At 64.1% G+C, this 16,054-nt stretch carries 17 protein-coding genes; 11 read left to right on the top strand and 6 right to left on the bottom strand.

The genetic code is table 11. The features are described 5' to 3' along the window. Window positions 1–169 precede the first annotated feature (169 nt). On the top strand, window positions 170–1,573 hold the full coding sequence (purF, locus tag AC07S4_RS26470) for an amidophosphoribosyltransferase (protein ID WP_494989450.1): 1,404 nt from the start codon (window positions 170–172) through the stop codon (window positions 1,571–1,573). Here purF and uraH read toward each other — a convergent pair. Continuing rightward, window positions 1,570–1,923, bottom strand: coding sequence for a hydroxyisourate hydrolase (gene uraH, locus AC07S4_RS26465; RefSeq protein WP_494989449.1), 354 nt, complete (start codon window positions 1,921–1,923; stop codon window positions 1,570–1,572). The two genes, purF and uraH, sit on opposite strands and share 4 nt — an antisense overlap. Before the next feature lie 151 nt (window positions 1,924–2,074). Here uraH and AC07S4_RS26460 point away from each other — a divergent pair, with 151 nt between their 5' ends. The 5 genes from AC07S4_RS26460 (at window position 2,075) to AC07S4_RS26440 (ending at window position 4,663) form a co-directional block, all read left to right on the top strand. Further along, the gene (locus AC07S4_RS26460) at window positions 2,075–2,896 is read left to right on the top strand and encodes an outer envelope protein (protein WP_494989448.1); all 822 of its coding nucleotides are present in this window, start codon (window positions 2,075–2,077) and stop codon (window positions 2,894–2,896) included. Window positions 2,897–3,005: 109 nt separating this feature from the next. Then, a complete protein-coding gene (locus tag AC07S4_RS26455; RefSeq protein WP_494989447.1) occupies window positions 3,006–3,611 on the top strand; it encodes a YdeI/OmpD-associated family protein in 606 nt (201 codons plus the stop codon). Further along, on the top strand, window positions 3,605–4,195 hold the full coding sequence (locus AC07S4_RS26450) for a GNAT family N-acetyltransferase (protein ID WP_494989446.1): 591 nt from the start codon (window positions 3,605–3,607) through the stop codon (window positions 4,193–4,195). Before AC07S4_RS26455 ends, AC07S4_RS26450 begins: the two co-directional genes overlap by 7 nt. 25 nt (window positions 4,196–4,220) lie before the next feature. Continuing rightward, complete coding sequence (locus AC07S4_RS26445) at window positions 4,221–4,484, top strand: hypothetical protein (protein WP_494989445.1); 264 nt, start codon at window positions 4,221–4,223, stop codon at window positions 4,482–4,484. A gap of 47 nt (window positions 4,485–4,531) precedes the next feature. Next, entirely contained in the window at window positions 4,532–4,663 is a 132-nt protein-coding gene (locus tag AC07S4_RS26440) for a hypothetical protein (protein ID WP_260048707.1), read from the top strand. A gap of 84 nt (window positions 4,664–4,747) precedes the next feature. Here the strand turns inward: AC07S4_RS26440 and AC07S4_RS26435 are convergent, their stop codons facing one another. Beyond that, complete coding sequence (locus AC07S4_RS26435) at window positions 4,748–5,353, bottom strand: DUF6624 domain-containing protein (protein WP_494989444.1); 606 nt, start codon at window positions 5,351–5,353, stop codon at window positions 4,748–4,750. A 146-nt stretch (window positions 5,354–5,499) separates the two neighbouring features. Between AC07S4_RS26435 and AC07S4_RS26430 the strand changes: the two genes are divergently transcribed. After that, a complete protein-coding gene (locus tag AC07S4_RS26430; RefSeq protein ID WP_494989443.1) occupies window positions 5,500–6,039 on the top strand; it encodes a cyanophycin synthetase family protein in 540 nt (179 codons plus the stop codon). On the opposite strand, the gene AC07S4_RS26425 is transcribed toward AC07S4_RS26430, so the two are convergent. Both AC07S4_RS26425 and AC07S4_RS26420 read right to left on the bottom strand, forming a co-directional pair. Then, on the bottom strand, window positions 6,036–7,670 hold the full coding sequence (locus AC07S4_RS26425) for an HAL/PAL/TAL family ammonia-lyase (RefSeq protein ID WP_494989442.1): 1,635 nt from the start codon (window positions 7,668–7,670) through the stop codon (window positions 6,036–6,038). The two genes, AC07S4_RS26430 and AC07S4_RS26425, sit on opposite strands and share 4 nt — an antisense overlap. A gap of 16 nt (window positions 7,671–7,686) precedes the next feature. Further along, entirely contained in the window at window positions 7,687–8,940 is a 1,254-nt protein-coding gene (locus AC07S4_RS26420) for a urate hydroxylase PuuD (RefSeq protein WP_494989441.1), read from the bottom strand. A 304-nt stretch (window positions 8,941–9,244) separates the two neighbouring features. Here AC07S4_RS26420 and AC07S4_RS26415 point away from each other — a divergent pair, with 304 nt between their 5' ends. From AC07S4_RS26415 to xdhB, 4 genes are all read left to right on the top strand, one after another. Next, entirely contained in the window at window positions 9,245–10,180 is a 936-nt protein-coding gene (locus AC07S4_RS26415) for a LysR substrate-binding domain-containing protein (protein ID WP_494989440.1), read from the top strand. A 112-nt stretch (window positions 10,181–10,292) separates the two neighbouring features. Continuing rightward, a complete protein-coding gene (locus AC07S4_RS26410; RefSeq protein WP_494989439.1) occupies window positions 10,293–11,594 on the top strand; it encodes an NCS2 family permease in 1,302 nt (433 codons plus the stop codon). A gap of 12 nt (window positions 11,595–11,606) precedes the next feature. Next, on the top strand, window positions 11,607–13,094 hold the full coding sequence (gene xdhA / locus AC07S4_RS26405) for a xanthine dehydrogenase small subunit (RefSeq protein ID WP_494989438.1): 1,488 nt from the start codon (window positions 11,607–11,609) through the stop codon (window positions 13,092–13,094). Beyond that, window positions 13,091–15,442 (top strand): xanthine dehydrogenase molybdopterin binding subunit, encoded by a 2,352-nt coding sequence (xdhB, locus tag AC07S4_RS26400; RefSeq protein WP_494989437.1) that lies wholly within the window; start codon window positions 13,091–13,093, stop codon window positions 15,440–15,442. The genes xdhA and xdhB overlap by 4 nt, the downstream gene beginning before the upstream one ends. A gap of 38 nt (window positions 15,443–15,480) precedes the next feature. Here xdhB and AC07S4_RS26395 read toward each other — a convergent pair whose 3' ends face one another. After that, complete coding sequence (locus AC07S4_RS26395; protein ID WP_494989436.1) at window positions 15,481–15,774, bottom strand: PIN domain-containing protein; 294 nt, start codon at window positions 15,772–15,774, stop codon at window positions 15,481–15,483. Then, window positions 15,765–16,028, bottom strand: coding sequence for a hypothetical protein (locus AC07S4_RS26390; RefSeq protein ID WP_494989435.1), 264 nt, complete (start codon window positions 16,026–16,028; stop codon window positions 15,765–15,767). The genes AC07S4_RS26395 and AC07S4_RS26390 overlap by 10 nt, the downstream gene beginning before the upstream one ends. Window positions 16,029–16,054: the final 26 nt, after the last annotated feature.

Below are 16,054 nucleotides of genomic sequence, written 5' to 3'. Positions count from 1 at the left end.
TAATGATAGGCGGCAGGGCTGGACGAACTCCGGCCTTATGCCATGACAGGCTATCAGCCGCCTGGCGCGGATTCATATCGCCTTCCTTATGGCCGCTATGCGCGCGCCGGCGGCCTGCGAGGCGGCCTTGCGCGGTACTGTCTCGCTTGTATTTTCGAGGAGTCCGACCATGTGTGGCATCGTCGGCGTGCTTGCGCGCGCCCCTGCAAATCAAACCATTTACGATGCGCTGCTGTTGCTGCAGCATCGCGGCCAGCAGGCCGCAGGCATCGCCACCGATAGCGACAGTATCTTCGCCATGCACAAGGCGAACGGCCTGGTGACGGACGTCTTCCGCACCAGGAATATGCGTTCGCTGCGCGGCGGCGCGGGCATAGGCCACTGCAGCTGCGCCGCTTACGGTCCCTCGTGCGACGAGGAGGCGCAGCCGTTTTACGTGAACGCGCCGTTCGGCATCACGCTGGCGCACAACGGCTGGCTTTCCAATGGCGACGCCTTGCGCGCCGAGCTGTCCCTTGCTGGCAAGCGGCATATGAATACGGCGTCCGACGCGGAGGTGCTGCTGAACGTGCTGGCCCACGAGCTGCATGTGGCCTGCCATGGCAGGGACTTTAGCGCCGAGGCCCTGTTCACGGCCGTTGGGGCTCTGCAGGCGCGCGTGCAAGGTTCCTATGCTGTGGTGGCGCTGGTCGCGGGCCGGGGCTTGCTGGCCTTCCGCGATCCGCAAGGCGTGCGCCCGCTGTGCCTGGGCATGCAGCCGCCTGAAGATGGCGCCGGGTTCATGGTGGCCAGCGAGTCCGTGGCGTTGGACGGCATGGGCTACGGCTTGGTGCGCGACATCGCCCCCGGCGAGGCGGTCTTTATCACCGCAGCGGGCGAACTGGCGGCGCGCCGGCTCGCGGCCGATACCCCGGCGCGGCCCTGTGCCTTCGAGTTCGTCAGCCTGGCGCGGCCGGATTCGGTGATCGACGGCGCCTCGGTGTACGCGGCGCGGCTAAAACTGGGGGAACTGCTGGCCGCGCAGGTGCGCAGCGAAATCGATGCCGCCGCCATCGACGTGGTGATGCCTGTGGACGATGTCTCCCGTCCAGCCGCCATCCAGCTTGCGCTCAGGCTTGGCGTCAAGTACCGCGAGGGTTTTATCCAGAACCGCTATCCGGGCCGCAGTTTTGACTTGCCCGCAGGTGCGGCGCGGCGCGCCCCCGGCCTGCGGCTGAACGCCATCGCAGCGGAGTTCAAAGGCCGGCGCGTGCTGCTGGTGGAGGATGCCATTGTGGACGGCGCCAGCAGCCGGGAAGTCGTGCAACTGGCGCGCAGCGCGGGCGCGAGCTACGTGGCTCTGGCGTCCACGGCGCCGCCGGTGTTGCAGCCCAAGGCCTATGGCGTGGACTGGCCTGCACGCCGCAAGCCCGCAGCACTGGGTAGCACGCGCGAGGAAATGCGCAGCGCCGTCACGGCGGACGCGCTGGTATTCCAGACACTGCCCGCCTTGAAGGACGCCATCGCCAGCGCGTCCCCGGCCTTGAAGCAGCTGGAGACGTCGTGCTTCGATGCGCCCCAGGCTAACCCTTAGCTGCCGCGATACGTCGAATAGGCCCACGGCGACACCACGATAGGCACGTGGTAGTTCTGGGCCGCATCCGCAATGCCGAAGGCGATCACCACTTCATCGATAAAGCGCGGCTCCGGCAAGGCGACGCCTTGCGCCGCGAAGTAATCGCCAGCGCCGAACACCAGCTCGTATTTGCCGGTCTTGACCTCGTCGCCGAGCAGCAAAGGCTGTTCGCAGCGGCCGTCCTGGTTGGTGGTGTCGGTTTTTATCAACACCTTCGCGCCGCCGTCCACGCGGTACAGCTTTACCTGTACGCCCGCGCCAGGTCTGCCCTGCGTGATGTCCAAAACGTGTGTACTCAGTTTGCCCATGATGTCTCGCTTTCTTGTTGATTGAAACAGGAACTCCTGTCTGAAAATCATATACGGCACAGGACTGTCCGATATATGCGCAGGCGGATAACAACCATGACCCCGGCGGACATAATCGGGCCTCCAATACAATAAAAGAGGGAGACGCAATATGAACGCATTCCGAGTAAGCGCCGCAGCCGCGGTGGCGGTGCTGGCTTTCGCCACGGGCATGCAGCAGGCCGGCGCGGCCGACTGGAGCGACACGTCGATAGGCTACCGCTACGGCACCCGCTACGCCGAGCCGTACAACAGCAAGGACATCGACAAGCACATCCTGAACTTCACCCACGCCAGCGGCTATAAATATGGCAGCAATTACGTGAACGTGGACTTGCTGAATTCGGACGGCAACGACGCCAACGCCCACGAGGCTTACATCCTGTACCGCCACACGCTGGACATCGGCAAACTAAGCGGCAAGGAATTCAAATTCGGTCCGGTGCGGGGCCTGGGTGCGACGGCAGGTTTTGACTGGAACACCAAGAACGACCACAGCTACGATTCAAAGAAACGCATGCTGGTGGCCGGCCCCACGCTGATGCTGGACGTGCCGGGCTTCCTCAACGTGAGCCTGCTGGCTGTATGGGAAAGCAACCAGCCTATCGGCATTGCCAGCCGCTATACCTACGATACGCACGCCTTGTTGAACGCATCCTGGGGCATCCCGCTCGGCCAATCCGGCTGGGCTTTTGAGGGCTACACCAACTGGCTGGGCCACAAAGGCAAGAACGAATTCGGCGGCCCGACCGCGCCGGAGCTGAACTTCGACGCGCAACTGATGTATGACGTTAGCGGCGCCGCCGGCCTGAAGCCGAGAACGCTGCGCGTGGGCCTGGAATACCAGTACTGGCGCAACAAATTCGGCACCCCGCACAGCGTTCCCGGCGCCACCGCCAAAACGCCCATGGTCCGCGCCGAGTACCATTTCTAAGCCAATACGCAACAAGCCAGCTAGTCCGGCGGGACTGGCTGGCCTTCAGGCTGGACTAGCAGCACACGCTTGGTTATATTGCTCGTACTGAAAGTCACCGAGAGCTGCCATGCCTACCCTGGACCCGCGCATAGACGCCTATATCGCCAAATCCGCCGAATTCGCCCAGCCCATCCTGGAGCACCTGCGCGCCGTCGTGCATGCGGCTTGCCCGGACGTGGAGGAGACCATGAAGTGGAGCTTCCCGCATTTCCAGTACAACGGCATGTTGTGCAGCATGGCTTCGTTCAAGGCGCATTGCGCGTTCGGCTTCTGGAAGGGCGAGCTGCTGGTGGCGGAGGCGGACGCGAAAACCCAGGAGGCCATGGGCCAGTTCGGGCGCATCACCGCCATCAAGGACCTGCCGCCGAAGAAGACGCTGGAGTCGTATATCAAGAAGGCGATGAAGCTGAACGACGACGGCGTGAAGGCGCCCGCGCGCGTCAAGCCTGCCGCGCCGCGCGAGCTGGTGGTGCCTGAGTATCTGACGGCGGCGCTGGCGCAGCAGCAGGCGGCACTCGATCATTTCAACGCCTTCAGCACCAGCAAAAAGCGCGACTACGTTGAGTGGATGGAGGAAGCCAAGACCGAGGCCACCCGGCTGCGCCGCCTGGAGCAGGCTGTCGAGTGGATCGCTGAAGGCAAAGCGCGCAACTGGAAGTACGAAAAATGCTGACCGCTGCGCAACGCGCCACGTATGGCGCCGCCGTGGCCGAAGCATTGGCCGAAGATCCATTCTATGTCACCGTCTGCGTGGCCGGCGGCGTGCGGCAACTGCTGCCGCGCTATGTTGAACTGGCGCTGATCGAAGGCGAACAGGCCGGACGCGTCGACTTGGCGGAGGCGGACGATAGCGGCGCCGCCATCTGGAGCGTACCGGGCGACGCGGAACGCAAGGCGGCCGCCTACGCCGCGCGCGAACGCGAGCTGGCCGTGCTGCTGGGCGCGCAAGGCTTTGCCAACTTCCAGGCCATCGTCGCCAATATGGAGGCCAACCTGGCGCCGCATGGGCTGGAGTCGGCCTGGTATCTGTCGATTGCGGGCATCCGCCCGGACGCGCAAGGCGGCGGCATGGGAACGCGCCTGCTGTCGCACGGCCTGAACGCGGCCGACCAGGCCGGCGCGGTGAGCTTCCTGGAGACCTTCAACGAGCGCAGCCTGCCCTTCTACCGGCGCCAGGGCTACGAGGTGGCGGCGCAGTACTTCGAGCCCGTCACCGGCGCCGATTATTGGCTGATGACCCGCCCGCCGCGCAGCTGAGTGCGGATCGCGCTACAATAGTCCCATGCTGAAAATCCGCTTTTTCCTGCTGATGCTGTTCTTCGCGCTCCAGACCGCACTGGCTGGCGCCGCGCCGATACGCACCTGCTGCGACGAAGCCTGTCCGCCCACGGTGTGCGCAGCCATGGGCTGCCTGCCGGCCGTGCAGCCCATGATCGCGGCAGCGTTGCCGCCATTGCCGCCGCCTGCCGCCGGCATGGACTTCCCCGAATCAGCCAGCATCGATCTTCCCTTGCCTTTAAAAGAAGTCTGGACGCCGCCGGATTGAGTCCGGCCCGCCCCTGAACCCACTTTTAAACTGATCAAGGAAACAACATGAAATCCATCGCTATCAAAGTCGCTGCAGCCGCAGCCCTGCTGGCCACTTCCGCCGTTGCCTTCGCAGCCAATATGGACTGCTGCGCGAGCATCGAATGCTGCCTGAAGATGCTGGCCTGCTGTCTGTAAGCCCTTAGCAGCTTAAGAAACGGGCCGGTACTGCAAAGTGCCGGCCCGTTTTGCATGGCGCTGCCAGCGCGTGGTGACGGCCAGCTAGTTCTTTTCGCCTGAACAATCGGCCGGGATCAAGCGCTTGCGGCCTTCCGCTTCGTATTCTTCCAAACTGGGCAAGCCCACGGCATGCCGGCGGCGGCTCACCTGTTCGCGGCTGTCGACGGGCCGCATGGTGAGCGTGCAGCGGTCCGGCATGCTGAACTGCGTGCCGTATTCCTGCGGCCTGCCCTCCGCTACCGCAATGCGGTCCGCCAGATAAGCCAGGTCGCGCGGCGCGGCCTCCCCTTTCTTGACCGCCGCTTCCAGCAAGTCTCTTGCAAGGCGCTGGAAATCCCGGTCCTTGTCCGCGTGCTGCGCAAGCAGCCAGGCGTTGTGGCTGGCTTTTTGTCCGGCGGGCCAGCCGCAGGCGGCGATGATCTCCTTGAGTTCGGCCGTATTGGCGCTGTCGATTTGCGTCCAGCGCTGGTGCAGCTCGTCCTGCTGGGCGCGCGTCCTGCCCGCATTGTTTTCCAGCGCCTGGCTTTCGTTGCGGATTTTCTGATCGGCGGCGGCCATGTCGCTCAGCCGCTGGTCAACGGCGCCGCATGCGACGGCGGCAAAGGCGGGGGCCTGGCAGAGGAGCAGTAAGGAAAGGACGAGGCGCATGGGCATATCGAATGGTTATGGAAAAGACAATGTGCCACAAGATCGCTTGTCAGTCTGCTCTTACATGAAAACAGGAGTGTGCCGATTGAGCGCGGCGGCGGGGGTTTGCATAATGTGGCCTGCTTTATTTTTCCAAGGTTTGTGCAATGAAGATCATCGATCAACGCTTTCTCTCCCGTCAAAACCGCTATTCCAACCACCCCTGCCTGCTCAGCATACTAGAACTGGATGACGCTGCCGCGTCTCCGGCCGACGTGCGCTCGACCGCGGCGAAACTAAAGGGCGTGCTGGGGAACTTGCCGGGCCTGGAGCGGCTGATCAATGTCATAGGGCCGGCGGACGCCGAGGCGGCGCCCGCCGGACATTTTCAACTGGCGCGCCTGATCCAGGCTGTCACGCTGGAGCTGCAGCGGCTGGCGGGCAGCGATGTGATGGTGGGCTTTGTGGGCGCGCTGCCGCGCATGCCGGGCCGCTATCGCCTGGTGCTGCCTTACCGGATGGAGCAGGTTGCGGCGGCGGCTGTGAACGCCGCGCTGGATGTGGTGAAGGCTGCGCGCGCAGGACGCAAGGTCGACCTGGCGGCGGTGATGGCGCAGTTGCGGGCTGCGGGGGAACGGCGGGTTACGGCAAGGGCTGCGCCCTTGCCTAACCCGCCCTACGCGGTTTGCACGCCTAAGACGGCTTAGACGAATTCGCCGATCTTGCTCGTTACCGCATCGCGCACGGTGCCGCTGGTGACGAAGGAGTGGGCCACCTGGATGTCGTTGTGGAACCAGCGGTCGCCGTCCAGGCATGCCGGGATCTGCTTGCGGATCTCGTCATAGGCGGCTTGCGTGCCCTCGCCCAGCTGGAAGCCGGGCAGCAGGTCTTCCGTCATGGTGAGCGCCTGCGCCGCCAGCAGCATTTCCACGCCGATGATGTACTGGGTGTTTTGCACCACGGTCGCGGCCTTGCGCGCGCACCACGTCGAATTGGAGATGTGGTCTTCGCTGTTTCCTTTCGACGGTATGCTGTCCACGCTGCCCGGCATGCTCAGGGTGCGGTTTTCCATCACCAATGAGCTGAGCGAGCATTGCACCACGGGGTAACCGGTGTTCACGCCGCGTATGCCGCTCATCAGGTTGCGCGGCAGGCCCCAGGACAGGGTCGGGTCGATCAGCCGCGCCACGCGGCGCTCGCAGATGCTGCCCAGGTCCGTCACCGCCATCGCCAGCAGGTCCATGGCCTGCGCCAGGTACTGGCCGTGGAAATTCCCGCCCGAGATGATTTCGAAGCCGCCGCCGTCCTTGCCGAAGATGAGCGGGTTGTCGGTGGCGGAATTGATCTCGTTTTTCACGATGGTGTCGATGTAGTCCAGCGCGTCGAACACGGGGCCGTAGACTTGCGGCGTGCATCGCAGCGAGTACACGTCCTGGATGCGGGCGGTGTACGGGATGTCGGTGCGGCGCAGTTCGTCCGGGAACTGCACGGCGCGCGCTTCGTGCGTGGTGCGGGTGGAGCCCTTGAGCAGCTTGCGCACCACTTTCGCGGTCTTGATCTGGCCCGGATGCGGGCGCGCCTGCTGGATGCGCGGGTCGAAGGCGGCCATTTCGGCGCGCATGGCTTCCAGCGTCAGGCCCAGGGACAGGCAGGCGTCGGTCAGCAGGTTGCGCGCGTCGGCGGCCGCCAGCACGGCCACGGCCAGCGAGGCGGTGCAGCCGTTGATCAGGGCCGAGGCGTCTTTCGCTTTCAGGTCGAACTTCACCGGGCCGATTTCGGAACGGGCGATGGCTTCCGGCGCGGACATGCGCTGCCCCCGGTACATCACTTCCGCTTCGTCGAAGCCGGCGATGGCGGCCGCCAGGTAAGCCAGCGGCGCCAGGTCGCCCGAGGCGCCGACGGAACCCTTCTGCGGCATGACGGGGTGGATGCCGGCGTTGATGAAGGCCAGCAGGCGGTCCACCACTTCCACGCGCGGCGCCGAGTAGTTGGAGGCGAAGGCGTTCGCGCGCAGCAGCATGGTGGCGCGGCTCACCTCTTCCGAAAACGGCTCGCCGATGCCGCCGCTGTGGGCCATGATGAGCTGCGTCTGGAACAGTTCAATGTGTTCAACCTTGATGCGGGTGTCCTTCAGCAGGCCCACGCCGGTGTTGAAGCTGTACATCATGGGCGCTTCGTCGTGCATCCAGGTCGATTCGATGTAGTCGCGGCTTTCCTTCAGCGCGGCGCGCGAGGAGGCGGCCAGCGCCACCTGCGCGTATTGGCCTTGCTGGGCGCGCGCCACGGCGATCACCTGCTCCGCCGTGAGGTTGAAGCCGTCGATGGTTACGGTAGTCATGTCAGTTCCCTTCTTGTCAGTTGGCGCCGGATTCAAACCAGGTGCCCAGCAGCTGGCGTTCGGCGTCCGTCATTTGCGTCATGTTCGCCAGCGGCATGTCCTTGTTCTGCACGGCGCGCTGGTAGATCTTGGCAGCGTGCTGCTTGATCTGTTCCGGCGTATCGAGCATCACGCCACCCGGAGGCGAAGCGAAGCCGGCTTGCGTGGGCGAGGCCGAGTGGCAGCTTGCGCAGCGCGCGGTGACCACTTGCTGGACGGCCGTGATGTCGTGGCCCGAGCGGGCAATGTCGGCTGCGGACGGCGCGGCGGCGTGGCTGTCGGCAGCTTGCGCTGCAACCGCCTTGCGCGGCGCGGGAGCGATGGCGATCGCCACGGCCACCAGCAGGATCACGCCCGCCACCGGGAAGCCCAGCGACACGCGGCCCGCATGGCGCAGGTTGAAGAAGTGGCGTATCAGCACGCCGGCCGCCATGATGGCGCCCAGGATCAGCCAGCTGTAGGAGTGGCTGTAGGTCATGGCGTAGTGGTTGCTGATCATGATCAGCAGCACCGGCAGCGTGAAATAGTTGTTGTGCACCGAACGCACCTTGGCGCGCTTGCCGTAGATAGGGTCGGGCGACTGGCCCTTCTCCATCGCTTCCACCAGCTTGCGCTGGCCGGGGATAATCACGAACAGCACGTTACCGACCATCATGGTGCCTATCATGGCGCCCACGTGGATGTAGGCGGCGCGGCCGCTCAGCGTGTGCGTCAGCACATAGGCGGCAGCCACGATCAGCACGAACAGCACGGAGCCCAGCACGGCGGGCTTTTCGCCCAGCGGCGATTTGCACAGCAGGTCGTAGACGATCCAGCCGCCGGCCAGCGTGCCCAAGCCCACGGCCACGGCCTGCAGGGACGACAGGTCGGCCACGTTTTTGTCTATCATCATCGCCGAGGCGTTGAAGTAGTAGACGATGAACAGCATCGCGAAGCCGCTCAGCCAGGTCGCATACGCTTCCCATTTGAACCAGTGCAGGTCGGACGGCAGTTCCGCCGGCGCCACCAGATATTTTTGCGGGTTGTAGAAACCGCCGCCGTGCACGGCCCACAGTTCACCCGACACGCCGGCCTTGGCCAGCGGGCTGCCGGGCTTGGGCGGCCGGATCGAGTTGTCCAGCCAGACGAAGTAAAACGACGCGCCGATCCACGCTATGCCGGTGATCAAATGCAGCCAGCGCACCAGCAGATTCAACCACTCCACCCCATACGATCCGAATAAAGCTTCCATGAATTTTCCAATTAGTCTGTTCATCTGCCTCTGGCGGGCACTTCAGATGAGCGAGGTTGTCACCTCCGGAACGATCGTTATCCTGCCGCCGCTACGATCGTGATGGCATCGAAGCCATCAACCTGCCCCCGGCCATGGAAGGTGTCTCCTCTCTTGCCGGGATGATGGAACGATAGCCGTCCCGGACCCGCGAGTCCTGTGTTTGCACATATAACTTGCATACGTTTTGAGGTATAGCTGTTACGGCCCCGGATATGCGACTCTGTTATGCATAAGTTCAAATATCCAACCATGGGAGACCGATATGTCACGCTTGCCAGACCACCTGGACATCCACCTGATCCGCATCCTCTACCTGCTGCTGTGCGAGAAAAACGTTTCGCGCGTGGCGCTGAAACTGAATCAGCCGCAGCCCTCCATTTCCGCCTCGCTGCGCAAGCTGCGCGAGCTGACGGGCGACCCGCTGCTGGTGCGCGGCGGGCGCGGCATGGTGCCCACGCAGCACGGCGAAAGCCTGCTCAAGCCGGCCAAGCGCATCCTCGACGAAACCGAAAACCTGTTCAGCCCCAAGACGGCCTTTGTGCCGCAGGAGGAGGCGCGCACCTTTCATATCGCCGCACCGGACTATATGAACACGCAGTTCTTCACCGAGGTGATTGCGCGCGTGCGGCGCGAGTCGCCCAAGAGCCGGCTAGTGATCCACGCGCTGGGACCGGACGCCGACTACGTGCGCCTGCTATCGGACGGCGAGCTCGATCTGGTGGTGGCCAACTGGGACGAGCCGCCGCACCATCTGCACATCTCCAAGCTGTTCGACGATCCGATTGTGTGCCTGATGCGCGCCAACAGCGCCTACGCCCGCCGCACGCCCAAGGACGGCATGACGATAGAGGACTATCTGAGCCTGCCGCACGCGGCGCCGGCCCAGATCCTGCCGGGCTACCACGGCAATATCGACGCCTTCCTGGAGCAGCAGAATATGGAGCGCAATATTGTGGTGGAATCGGCACACTTCCGCATGCTGCCCTACATCGTGGCGCAGACCGATCTGGTGCTCACGGCGGGGCAGCAGTTCGCCAGTTTTTACGAGAACACGCTGGGGCTGAAATCGTACAAAGTGCCCGTAAAATTCCCGCCGCTGCGCTTCTACCAGCTATGGCACGAGCGCGCGCACCACGCCACAGAGCACAAATGGCTGCGGGCGCAAGTCAGTACGGCTGCAAAGCTGCTGGTGAAATAGGCATAGATGCTATCTCCGTGGCGATATGACTCCGGCCGCGCGCCGCACTAATATCAAAATGCCACGTCTGTGCCACGTCTGGCGTATAAAAACTAAACCCGAGACAAACATCATGAACTTCCTGGATAACTACTTCAAGCTGAGTGAGAACGGCAGCAACGTTCGCACCGAGGTGCTGGCCGGCCTCACCACCTTCCTGACGATGGCCTACATCATCTTCGTCAACCCTTCCATCCTCGGCGACGCCGGCATGCCCAAGGATTCGGTCTTTGTGGCGACCTGCGTGGCGGCGGCGGTGGGCACGCTCATCATGGGCCTGTACGCCAACTTCCCTATCGGCCTGGCGCCGGGCATGGGCTTGAACGCCTACTTCGCCTACGGCGTTGTGAAAGGCATGGGCTTCCCGTGGGAGGCGGCGCTGGGCGCGGTGTTCATTTCGGGCTGCTGCTTCCTGGTGGTGAGCCTGCTGCGCGTGCGCGAGAAGATCATGAACGCCATCCCCGCATCGCTGCGCACCGCCATTCCGGCCGGCGTGGGCCTGTTCCTGGCGCTGATCTCGCTGAAGAATTCCGGCATCGTCGTCTCCAGCCCGGCCACCTTCGTCACCATGGGCAATCTGCACGAACCAGCGCCCATCCTGGCCATCGTCGGCTTCCTCATCATCGTCGCGCTGGACCGCCTGAAAGTCACCGGAGCCCTGCTGATCGGCATCATGAGCGTGACGGTGCTGAGCTTCTTCTTTGCCGGGAACCAGTTCCACGGCGTGATATCCGCGCCGCCGTCGATCGAACCCACCTTGTTCAAGCTGGACATCATGGGCGCCATCTCGCACGGCCTGCTCAATGTGGTGCTGGTGTTCTTCCTGGTTGAACTGTTCGACGCCACCGGCACCCTGATGGGCGTGGCGCAGCGCGCCGGCCTGATGAAGGACGGCAAACTGCCGCCCGCAATGAACAAGGCCCTGCTGGCCGACTCCGGCGCCATCATCGCCGGTTCCGTGATGGGCACCTCGAGCACCACCGCCTTTATCGAAAGCGCCGCCGGCGTGCAGGCGGGCGGCCGCACCGGCCTCACCGCCGTCACCGTGGCCGTGCTGTTCCTGCTGGCGCTGTTCATTGCGCCGCTGGCCGGCGTGGTGCCGCAATACGCCACCGCCCCCGCCCTGTTCTTCGTCGCCTGCCTGATGCTGCGCGAACTGGCCGAGATCAACTGGAGCGAAACCACGGAGAGCATTCCCGCCGTGATCACCGCGCTGGTGATGCCGTTCACCTACTCCATCGCCAACGGCCTGGCGCTGGGCTTCATCAGCTACGCCGCGCTGAAACTGCTGACTGGCAAGCACAAGGAAGTGAGCGGCATGATCTGGGGCATCGCAGGCGTGTTCCTGTTCAAGACTATCTATATCGCAGGTTGAAGGAGTAGCACCATGTCTCACCCGATTCGTTTTTACTACCAGGGGCGCGTGCAGGAAGTCGCATCGGCATCGCCCACCCGCACGCTGCTCCAGCATTTGCGCGAGGACCAGCACTGCACGGGCACCAAGGAAGGCTGCGCCGAAGGCGATTGCGGCGCCTGCACCGTCGTCATCGGCTCGCTGGTGAACGGCGAACTGGAAATGCGCAACGTGAACTCGTGCATCCAGTTCCTGCCCACGCTGGACGGCAAGGCCGTGTTCTCGGTGGAGGACCTGAAGCAGAAGGACGGCGGCCTGCACCCGGTGCAGGAAGCGCTGGTCGAATGCCACGGTTCGCAATGCGGCTTCTGCACGCCGGGCTTCGCCATGTCCTTGTGGAGCTTGTACCTGAAACAGGAAACGCAGCCCGAACCCCTGTGCCGAAAACAAATCGACGAGACCCTGTCCGGCAACCTGTGCCGCTGCACGGGCTACCGCCCCATCATCGACGCCGCGCACCGCATGGGCGAACTGCCTGCCGTGCAATTTGACCGGGAGGCTTTGACGGCCACCCTGCGCGGCCTGCAACGCAACGCCATGTTCAGCTACACCCACGACGGCCAGACTTTCCACGCGCCGCGCACCCTGGCCGAACTGGCCGAACTGCGCGCCGCCAAGCCCGCCGCCACCATCCTGGCCGGCTCCACCGACGTGGGCCTGTGGGTGACCAAACAGATGCGCAACCTGGGCGACGTGATCTACGTGCGCCAGGTACAGGAGCTGCACCAGCTGGGCATGGTGGACGGCATGCTGGAAATCGGCGCGGCCGTGTCGCTGGACGACGCCTACCGTTCCGTGGGCGACTTGTACCAGAACGCCTCGCTGCATGAACTGTGGCAGCGCTTTGCCTCGCAGCCCATCCGCAGTACCGGCACGCTGGGCGGCAGCGTGGCCAACGGCTCGCCCATCGGCGACTCCGCGCCCTGGCTGATCGTGCTGGGCGCCGAGATCGTGCTGAACGGCTCGCAAGGCCGCCGCAGCATGCTGCTGCAGGACTTCTACCTGGACTACATGAAGAAGAACTGGCAGCCGGGCGAGTTCGTGGAAGCGGTGCGCGTGCCGCTGCCGCAGCCCAAACAGCAGTTCCGCACCTACAAGCTGGCCAAGCGCTACGACCAGGATATTTCCGCCGTCGCAGCCGCCTACTGCATCACGCTGGAGGACGGCGTGGTGCGCAACGCGCACATCGCCTACGGCGGCATGGCGGCCACCTCCCGGCGCGCGCCGCTGGCGGAAGCGGCCATCAACGGCAAGCCGTGGAACGAGGACACGCTGAAGGCAGGCATGGCCGCGCTGGCGCAGGACTACACGCCGCTGACCGACATGCGCGCCACCGCCAGCTACCGCATGAAGACAGCGCAGAACCTGCTGCGCCGCTTCTGGCTCGAATCGCGCGCCGAAGACGCGCTGCCAGCCACCTCGATCAACGCGTTTGCATACAAGGAAAGGACCGCCGCATGAACAGCAAGTCCGAAGCGTTCATGACGATAGGCGCAGCCCAGGGCTGGGCCGAAGTCGGCCAGAACCACCCGCACGAATCGGCCATCCTGCACGTGCTGGGCGAGGCCACCTACACCGACGACATCCCCGAAGCGCAAGGCACGCTGCACGCCGCGCTGGGCCTGTCGCCCAAAGCGCACGCGCGCATCTTGTCCGTCAACCTGGAGCCGGTGAAAGCCATGCCGGGCGTGGTGGCCGTCTACACTTACAAGGACATCCCCGGCACCAATGACTGCGGCCCGATCATCCACGACGATCCGATCCTGGCAGAGGAAAAGGTTGAATACGTGGGCCAGCCAATTTTCATCGTGGTGGCGGAGACCCACGACCAGGCGCGCCACGCCGCGCGCAAGGCCGACATCCAGTACGAGGAGCTGCCGGCCATCCTGACGCCGGAAGCGGCGCGCGACGCGGAGTCCTTCGTGGTGCCGCCCATGCGCCTGACGCGCGGCGACGCCAAGGCCGCTTTCGAACGCTCCAAACACATCCTGAAGGGCAAGCTGCACGTGGGCGGCCAGGAGCAGTTCTACCTGGAAGGGCAGATCTCCTATGCGCTCCCGAAAGAAGCGGGCGGCATGCACGTCTACTGCTCCACCCAGCACCCCACCGAGATGCAGCACGTGGTGGCGCATGCGCTGCACATTGCGTCGCACGCGGTGGTGATCGAGTGCCGCCGCATGGGCGGTGCGTTCGGCGGCAAGGAGTCGCAGTCGGCGCTGTGGGCCGCCTGCGCCGCCGTCTGCGCCTCGCGCCTGAAACGCCCGGTCAAGCTGCGCGCCGACCGCGACGATGACATGATGGTGACCGGCAAGCGCCACTGCTTCTACTACGAATACGAGATGGGCTATGACGACAATGGCCTGATCACCGCAGCCAAGGTGGAGATGGTGTCGCGGGCCGGCTTCTCGGCCGACCTGTCGGCGCCTGTGGCCACGCGCGCCATCTGCCACTTCGACAATACCTACTACCTGTCGGACGTGGACATCCGCGCCATGGCGGGCAAGACCAACACGCAGTCCAACACGGCCTTCCGCGGCTTCGGCGGACCGCAGGGCGCCATCGCCATCGAATACATCGTCGACGAGATCGCGCGCAACCTGGGCAAGGATGCGCTGGACGTCCGCAAGATCAACTTCTACGGCCGCAACGACGAGGAAGGCCGCAACTACACGCAGTACGGCCAGAAGGTGGTCGACAATGTGATCCACGAGCTGGTGGCCCAGCTGGAAAGCGACAGCGCCTACCGCGCGCGCCGCGAAGCGGTCCGCGCGTTCAACGCCGGCAGCCCGGTGCTGAAAAAAGGCCTGGCGCTCACGCCGGTGAAGTTCGGCATCGCCTTCAACGTCACCCACTTCAACCAGGCCGGCGCGCTGGTGCACATCTACACCGACGGCTCTGTGCTGGTGAACCACGGCGGCACCGAAATGGGCCAGGGCATCAACACCAAGGTATGCCAGGTGGTGGCGCATGAACTGGGCATACCGCTGGCCGGCGTGCGCGCCAGCGCTACCGACACCAGCAAGGTCGCCAACACCTCGGCCACGGCCGCGTCCACCGGCGCGGATTTGAACGGCAAGGCCGCGCAGGACGCCGCCGCCACGCTGAACCGCCGCTTGCGCGAGTTCGCCGCCAAGACTTATGGCTGCGAGCCTGCCGCCGTGGTGTTCGCCAATGGCGTGGTGTATGCGGGCGGCGCCACGCTGAGCTTCCCGGACTTGGTGCAGAAAGCCTACCTGGCGCGCGTGCAGCTGTGGTCCGACGGCTTCTACGCCACGCCGGGCCTGAGCTGGGACCGCGAGTCCATGACCGGCAATCCATTCGGCTACTACGCTTACGGCGCTTCGGTATCGGAAGTGGTGGTCGACACGCTGACCGGCGAATGGAAACTGCTGAAGGTGAACGCGCTGTACGACGCTGGCAATTCGCTGAACCCGGCCATCGACGTGGGCCAGGTGGAAGGCGCCTTCGTCCAGGGCATGGGCTGGCTGACGACGGAAGAACTGTGGTGGAACAAGGCGGGCAAGCTGATGACGCATGCGCCGTCGACCTACAAGATTCCGGGCGTGTCCGACTGCCCGGAAGACTTCGACGTGCAGCTGTTCAAGAACCGCAACGCCTTCGACAGCATCCATCGCTCCAAGGCGGTGGGCGAGCCGCCGCTGCTGCTGCCCTTCTCCGTATTCCTGGCGATCCGCGACGCGGTGGCATCGGTGGGCGACTACCGCGTCAACCCGCCGCTGCGCGCCCCCGCCACCAGTGAAGCGATCCTGGACGCAGTGGACGCGGTGCGCGAGCAGGCGGAAGCTTGAAATATTAAGGCCGGGCTTTAACTCACCCGGCCTTACGTTTACAAACTGTATGGCACCACTACATGCGGCCCGGGTTTGAAATCCTTCGTGTTACGGGTGAGAAGAACTCCGGAATGCACAATGGCCGTGGCCAGAATGATTGCGTCCGGCAGGCGCAATTTTTTCTGCCCGGCGATAAGGCTGGCACGGCGTATGGAAACCGATTGATCTGCTACTGGCCCCATCCCGCAGTCAACTATCACGAACTGGCTTAAAGTAGCCTTCATTGCCTCAGCCATCTCGGCTGGCAAGCCTGCAAGCAACATGTTGGTGTCGACCAGAACTAAGGCCATTCAGGGCGTACCTCGAGCTGATATGCAAGCCCATCGGCAGGTGTCTCGGGATAGTTTTTCCATATACCAAAACCTGCCGCGAGGGCTGCTTTTGATGCTTCCGGATCTACCGGCCTCATGCGCGCCCTGAGTAAACTCAACCCCATTGCCAAGGCTTGCTGAACCACTTCATCGGGCGCTTTCTGCCCGGCAGACGCTATGGCCTGCAACCAGCCAGCATTCTCCTCGGACAGCTCAACAACAAGTTGCTTCATAATCCGCCCTCCTCGCCGTGACATAA

The organism is Pseudoduganella sp. GW821-FHT05F09 (assembly GCF_059419605.1).
This window is presented reverse-complemented; position numbering and strand designations above follow the sequence as displayed.

Excerpts from the sequence above, each read along its gene's own strand:
- purF (WP_494989450.1), top strand. The coding sequence starts at position 170 with ATGTGTGGCATCGTCGGCGTGCTTGCGCGCGCCCCTGCAAATCAAACC.
- AC07S4_RS26425 (WP_494989442.1), bottom strand. The coding sequence starts at position 7,670 with ATGACTACCGTAACCATCGACGGCTTCAACCTCACGGCGGAGCAGGTG.
- uraH (WP_494989449.1), bottom strand. The coding sequence starts at position 1,923 with ATGGGCAAACTGAGTACACACGTTTTGGACATCACGCAGGGCAGACCT.
- AC07S4_RS26415 (WP_494989440.1), top strand. The coding sequence starts at position 9,245 with ATGTCACGCTTGCCAGACCACCTGGACATCCACCTGATCCGCATCCTC.
- AC07S4_RS26445 (WP_494989445.1), top strand. The coding sequence starts at position 4,221 with ATGCTGAAAATCCGCTTTTTCCTGCTGATGCTGTTCTTCGCGCTCCAG.
- AC07S4_RS26390 (WP_494989435.1), bottom strand. The coding sequence starts at position 16,028 with ATGAAGCAACTTGTTGTTGAGCTGTCCGAGGAGAATGCTGGCTGGTTG.
- AC07S4_RS26460 (WP_494989448.1), top strand. The coding sequence starts at position 2,075 with ATGAACGCATTCCGAGTAAGCGCCGCAGCCGCGGTGGCGGTGCTGGCT.
- AC07S4_RS26440 (WP_260048707.1), top strand. The coding sequence starts at position 4,532 with ATGAAATCCATCGCTATCAAAGTCGCTGCAGCCGCAGCCCTGCTGGCC.
- AC07S4_RS26410 (WP_494989439.1), top strand. The coding sequence starts at position 10,293 with ATGAACTTCCTGGATAACTACTTCAAGCTGAGTGAGAACGGCAGCAAC.
- xdhB (WP_494989437.1), top strand. The coding sequence starts at position 13,091 with ATGAACAGCAAGTCCGAAGCGTTCATGACGATAGGCGCAGCCCAGGGC.
- AC07S4_RS26420 (WP_494989441.1), bottom strand. The coding sequence starts at position 8,940 with ATGGAAGCTTTATTCGGATCGTATGGGGTGGAGTGGTTGAATCTGCTG.
- AC07S4_RS26435 (WP_494989444.1), bottom strand. The coding sequence starts at position 5,353 with ATGCGCCTCGTCCTTTCCTTACTGCTCCTCTGCCAGGCCCCCGCCTTT.
- AC07S4_RS26450 (WP_494989446.1), top strand. The coding sequence starts at position 3,605 with ATGCTGACCGCTGCGCAACGCGCCACGTATGGCGCCGCCGTGGCCGAA.
- AC07S4_RS26395 (WP_494989436.1), bottom strand. The coding sequence starts at position 15,774 with ATGGCCTTAGTTCTGGTCGACACCAACATGTTGCTTGCAGGCTTGCCA.
- AC07S4_RS26430 (WP_494989443.1), top strand. The coding sequence starts at position 5,500 with ATGAAGATCATCGATCAACGCTTTCTCTCCCGTCAAAACCGCTATTCC.
- AC07S4_RS26455 (WP_494989447.1), top strand. The coding sequence starts at position 3,006 with ATGCCTACCCTGGACCCGCGCATAGACGCCTATATCGCCAAATCCGCC.
- xdhA (WP_494989438.1), top strand. The coding sequence starts at position 11,607 with ATGTCTCACCCGATTCGTTTTTACTACCAGGGGCGCGTGCAGGAAGTC.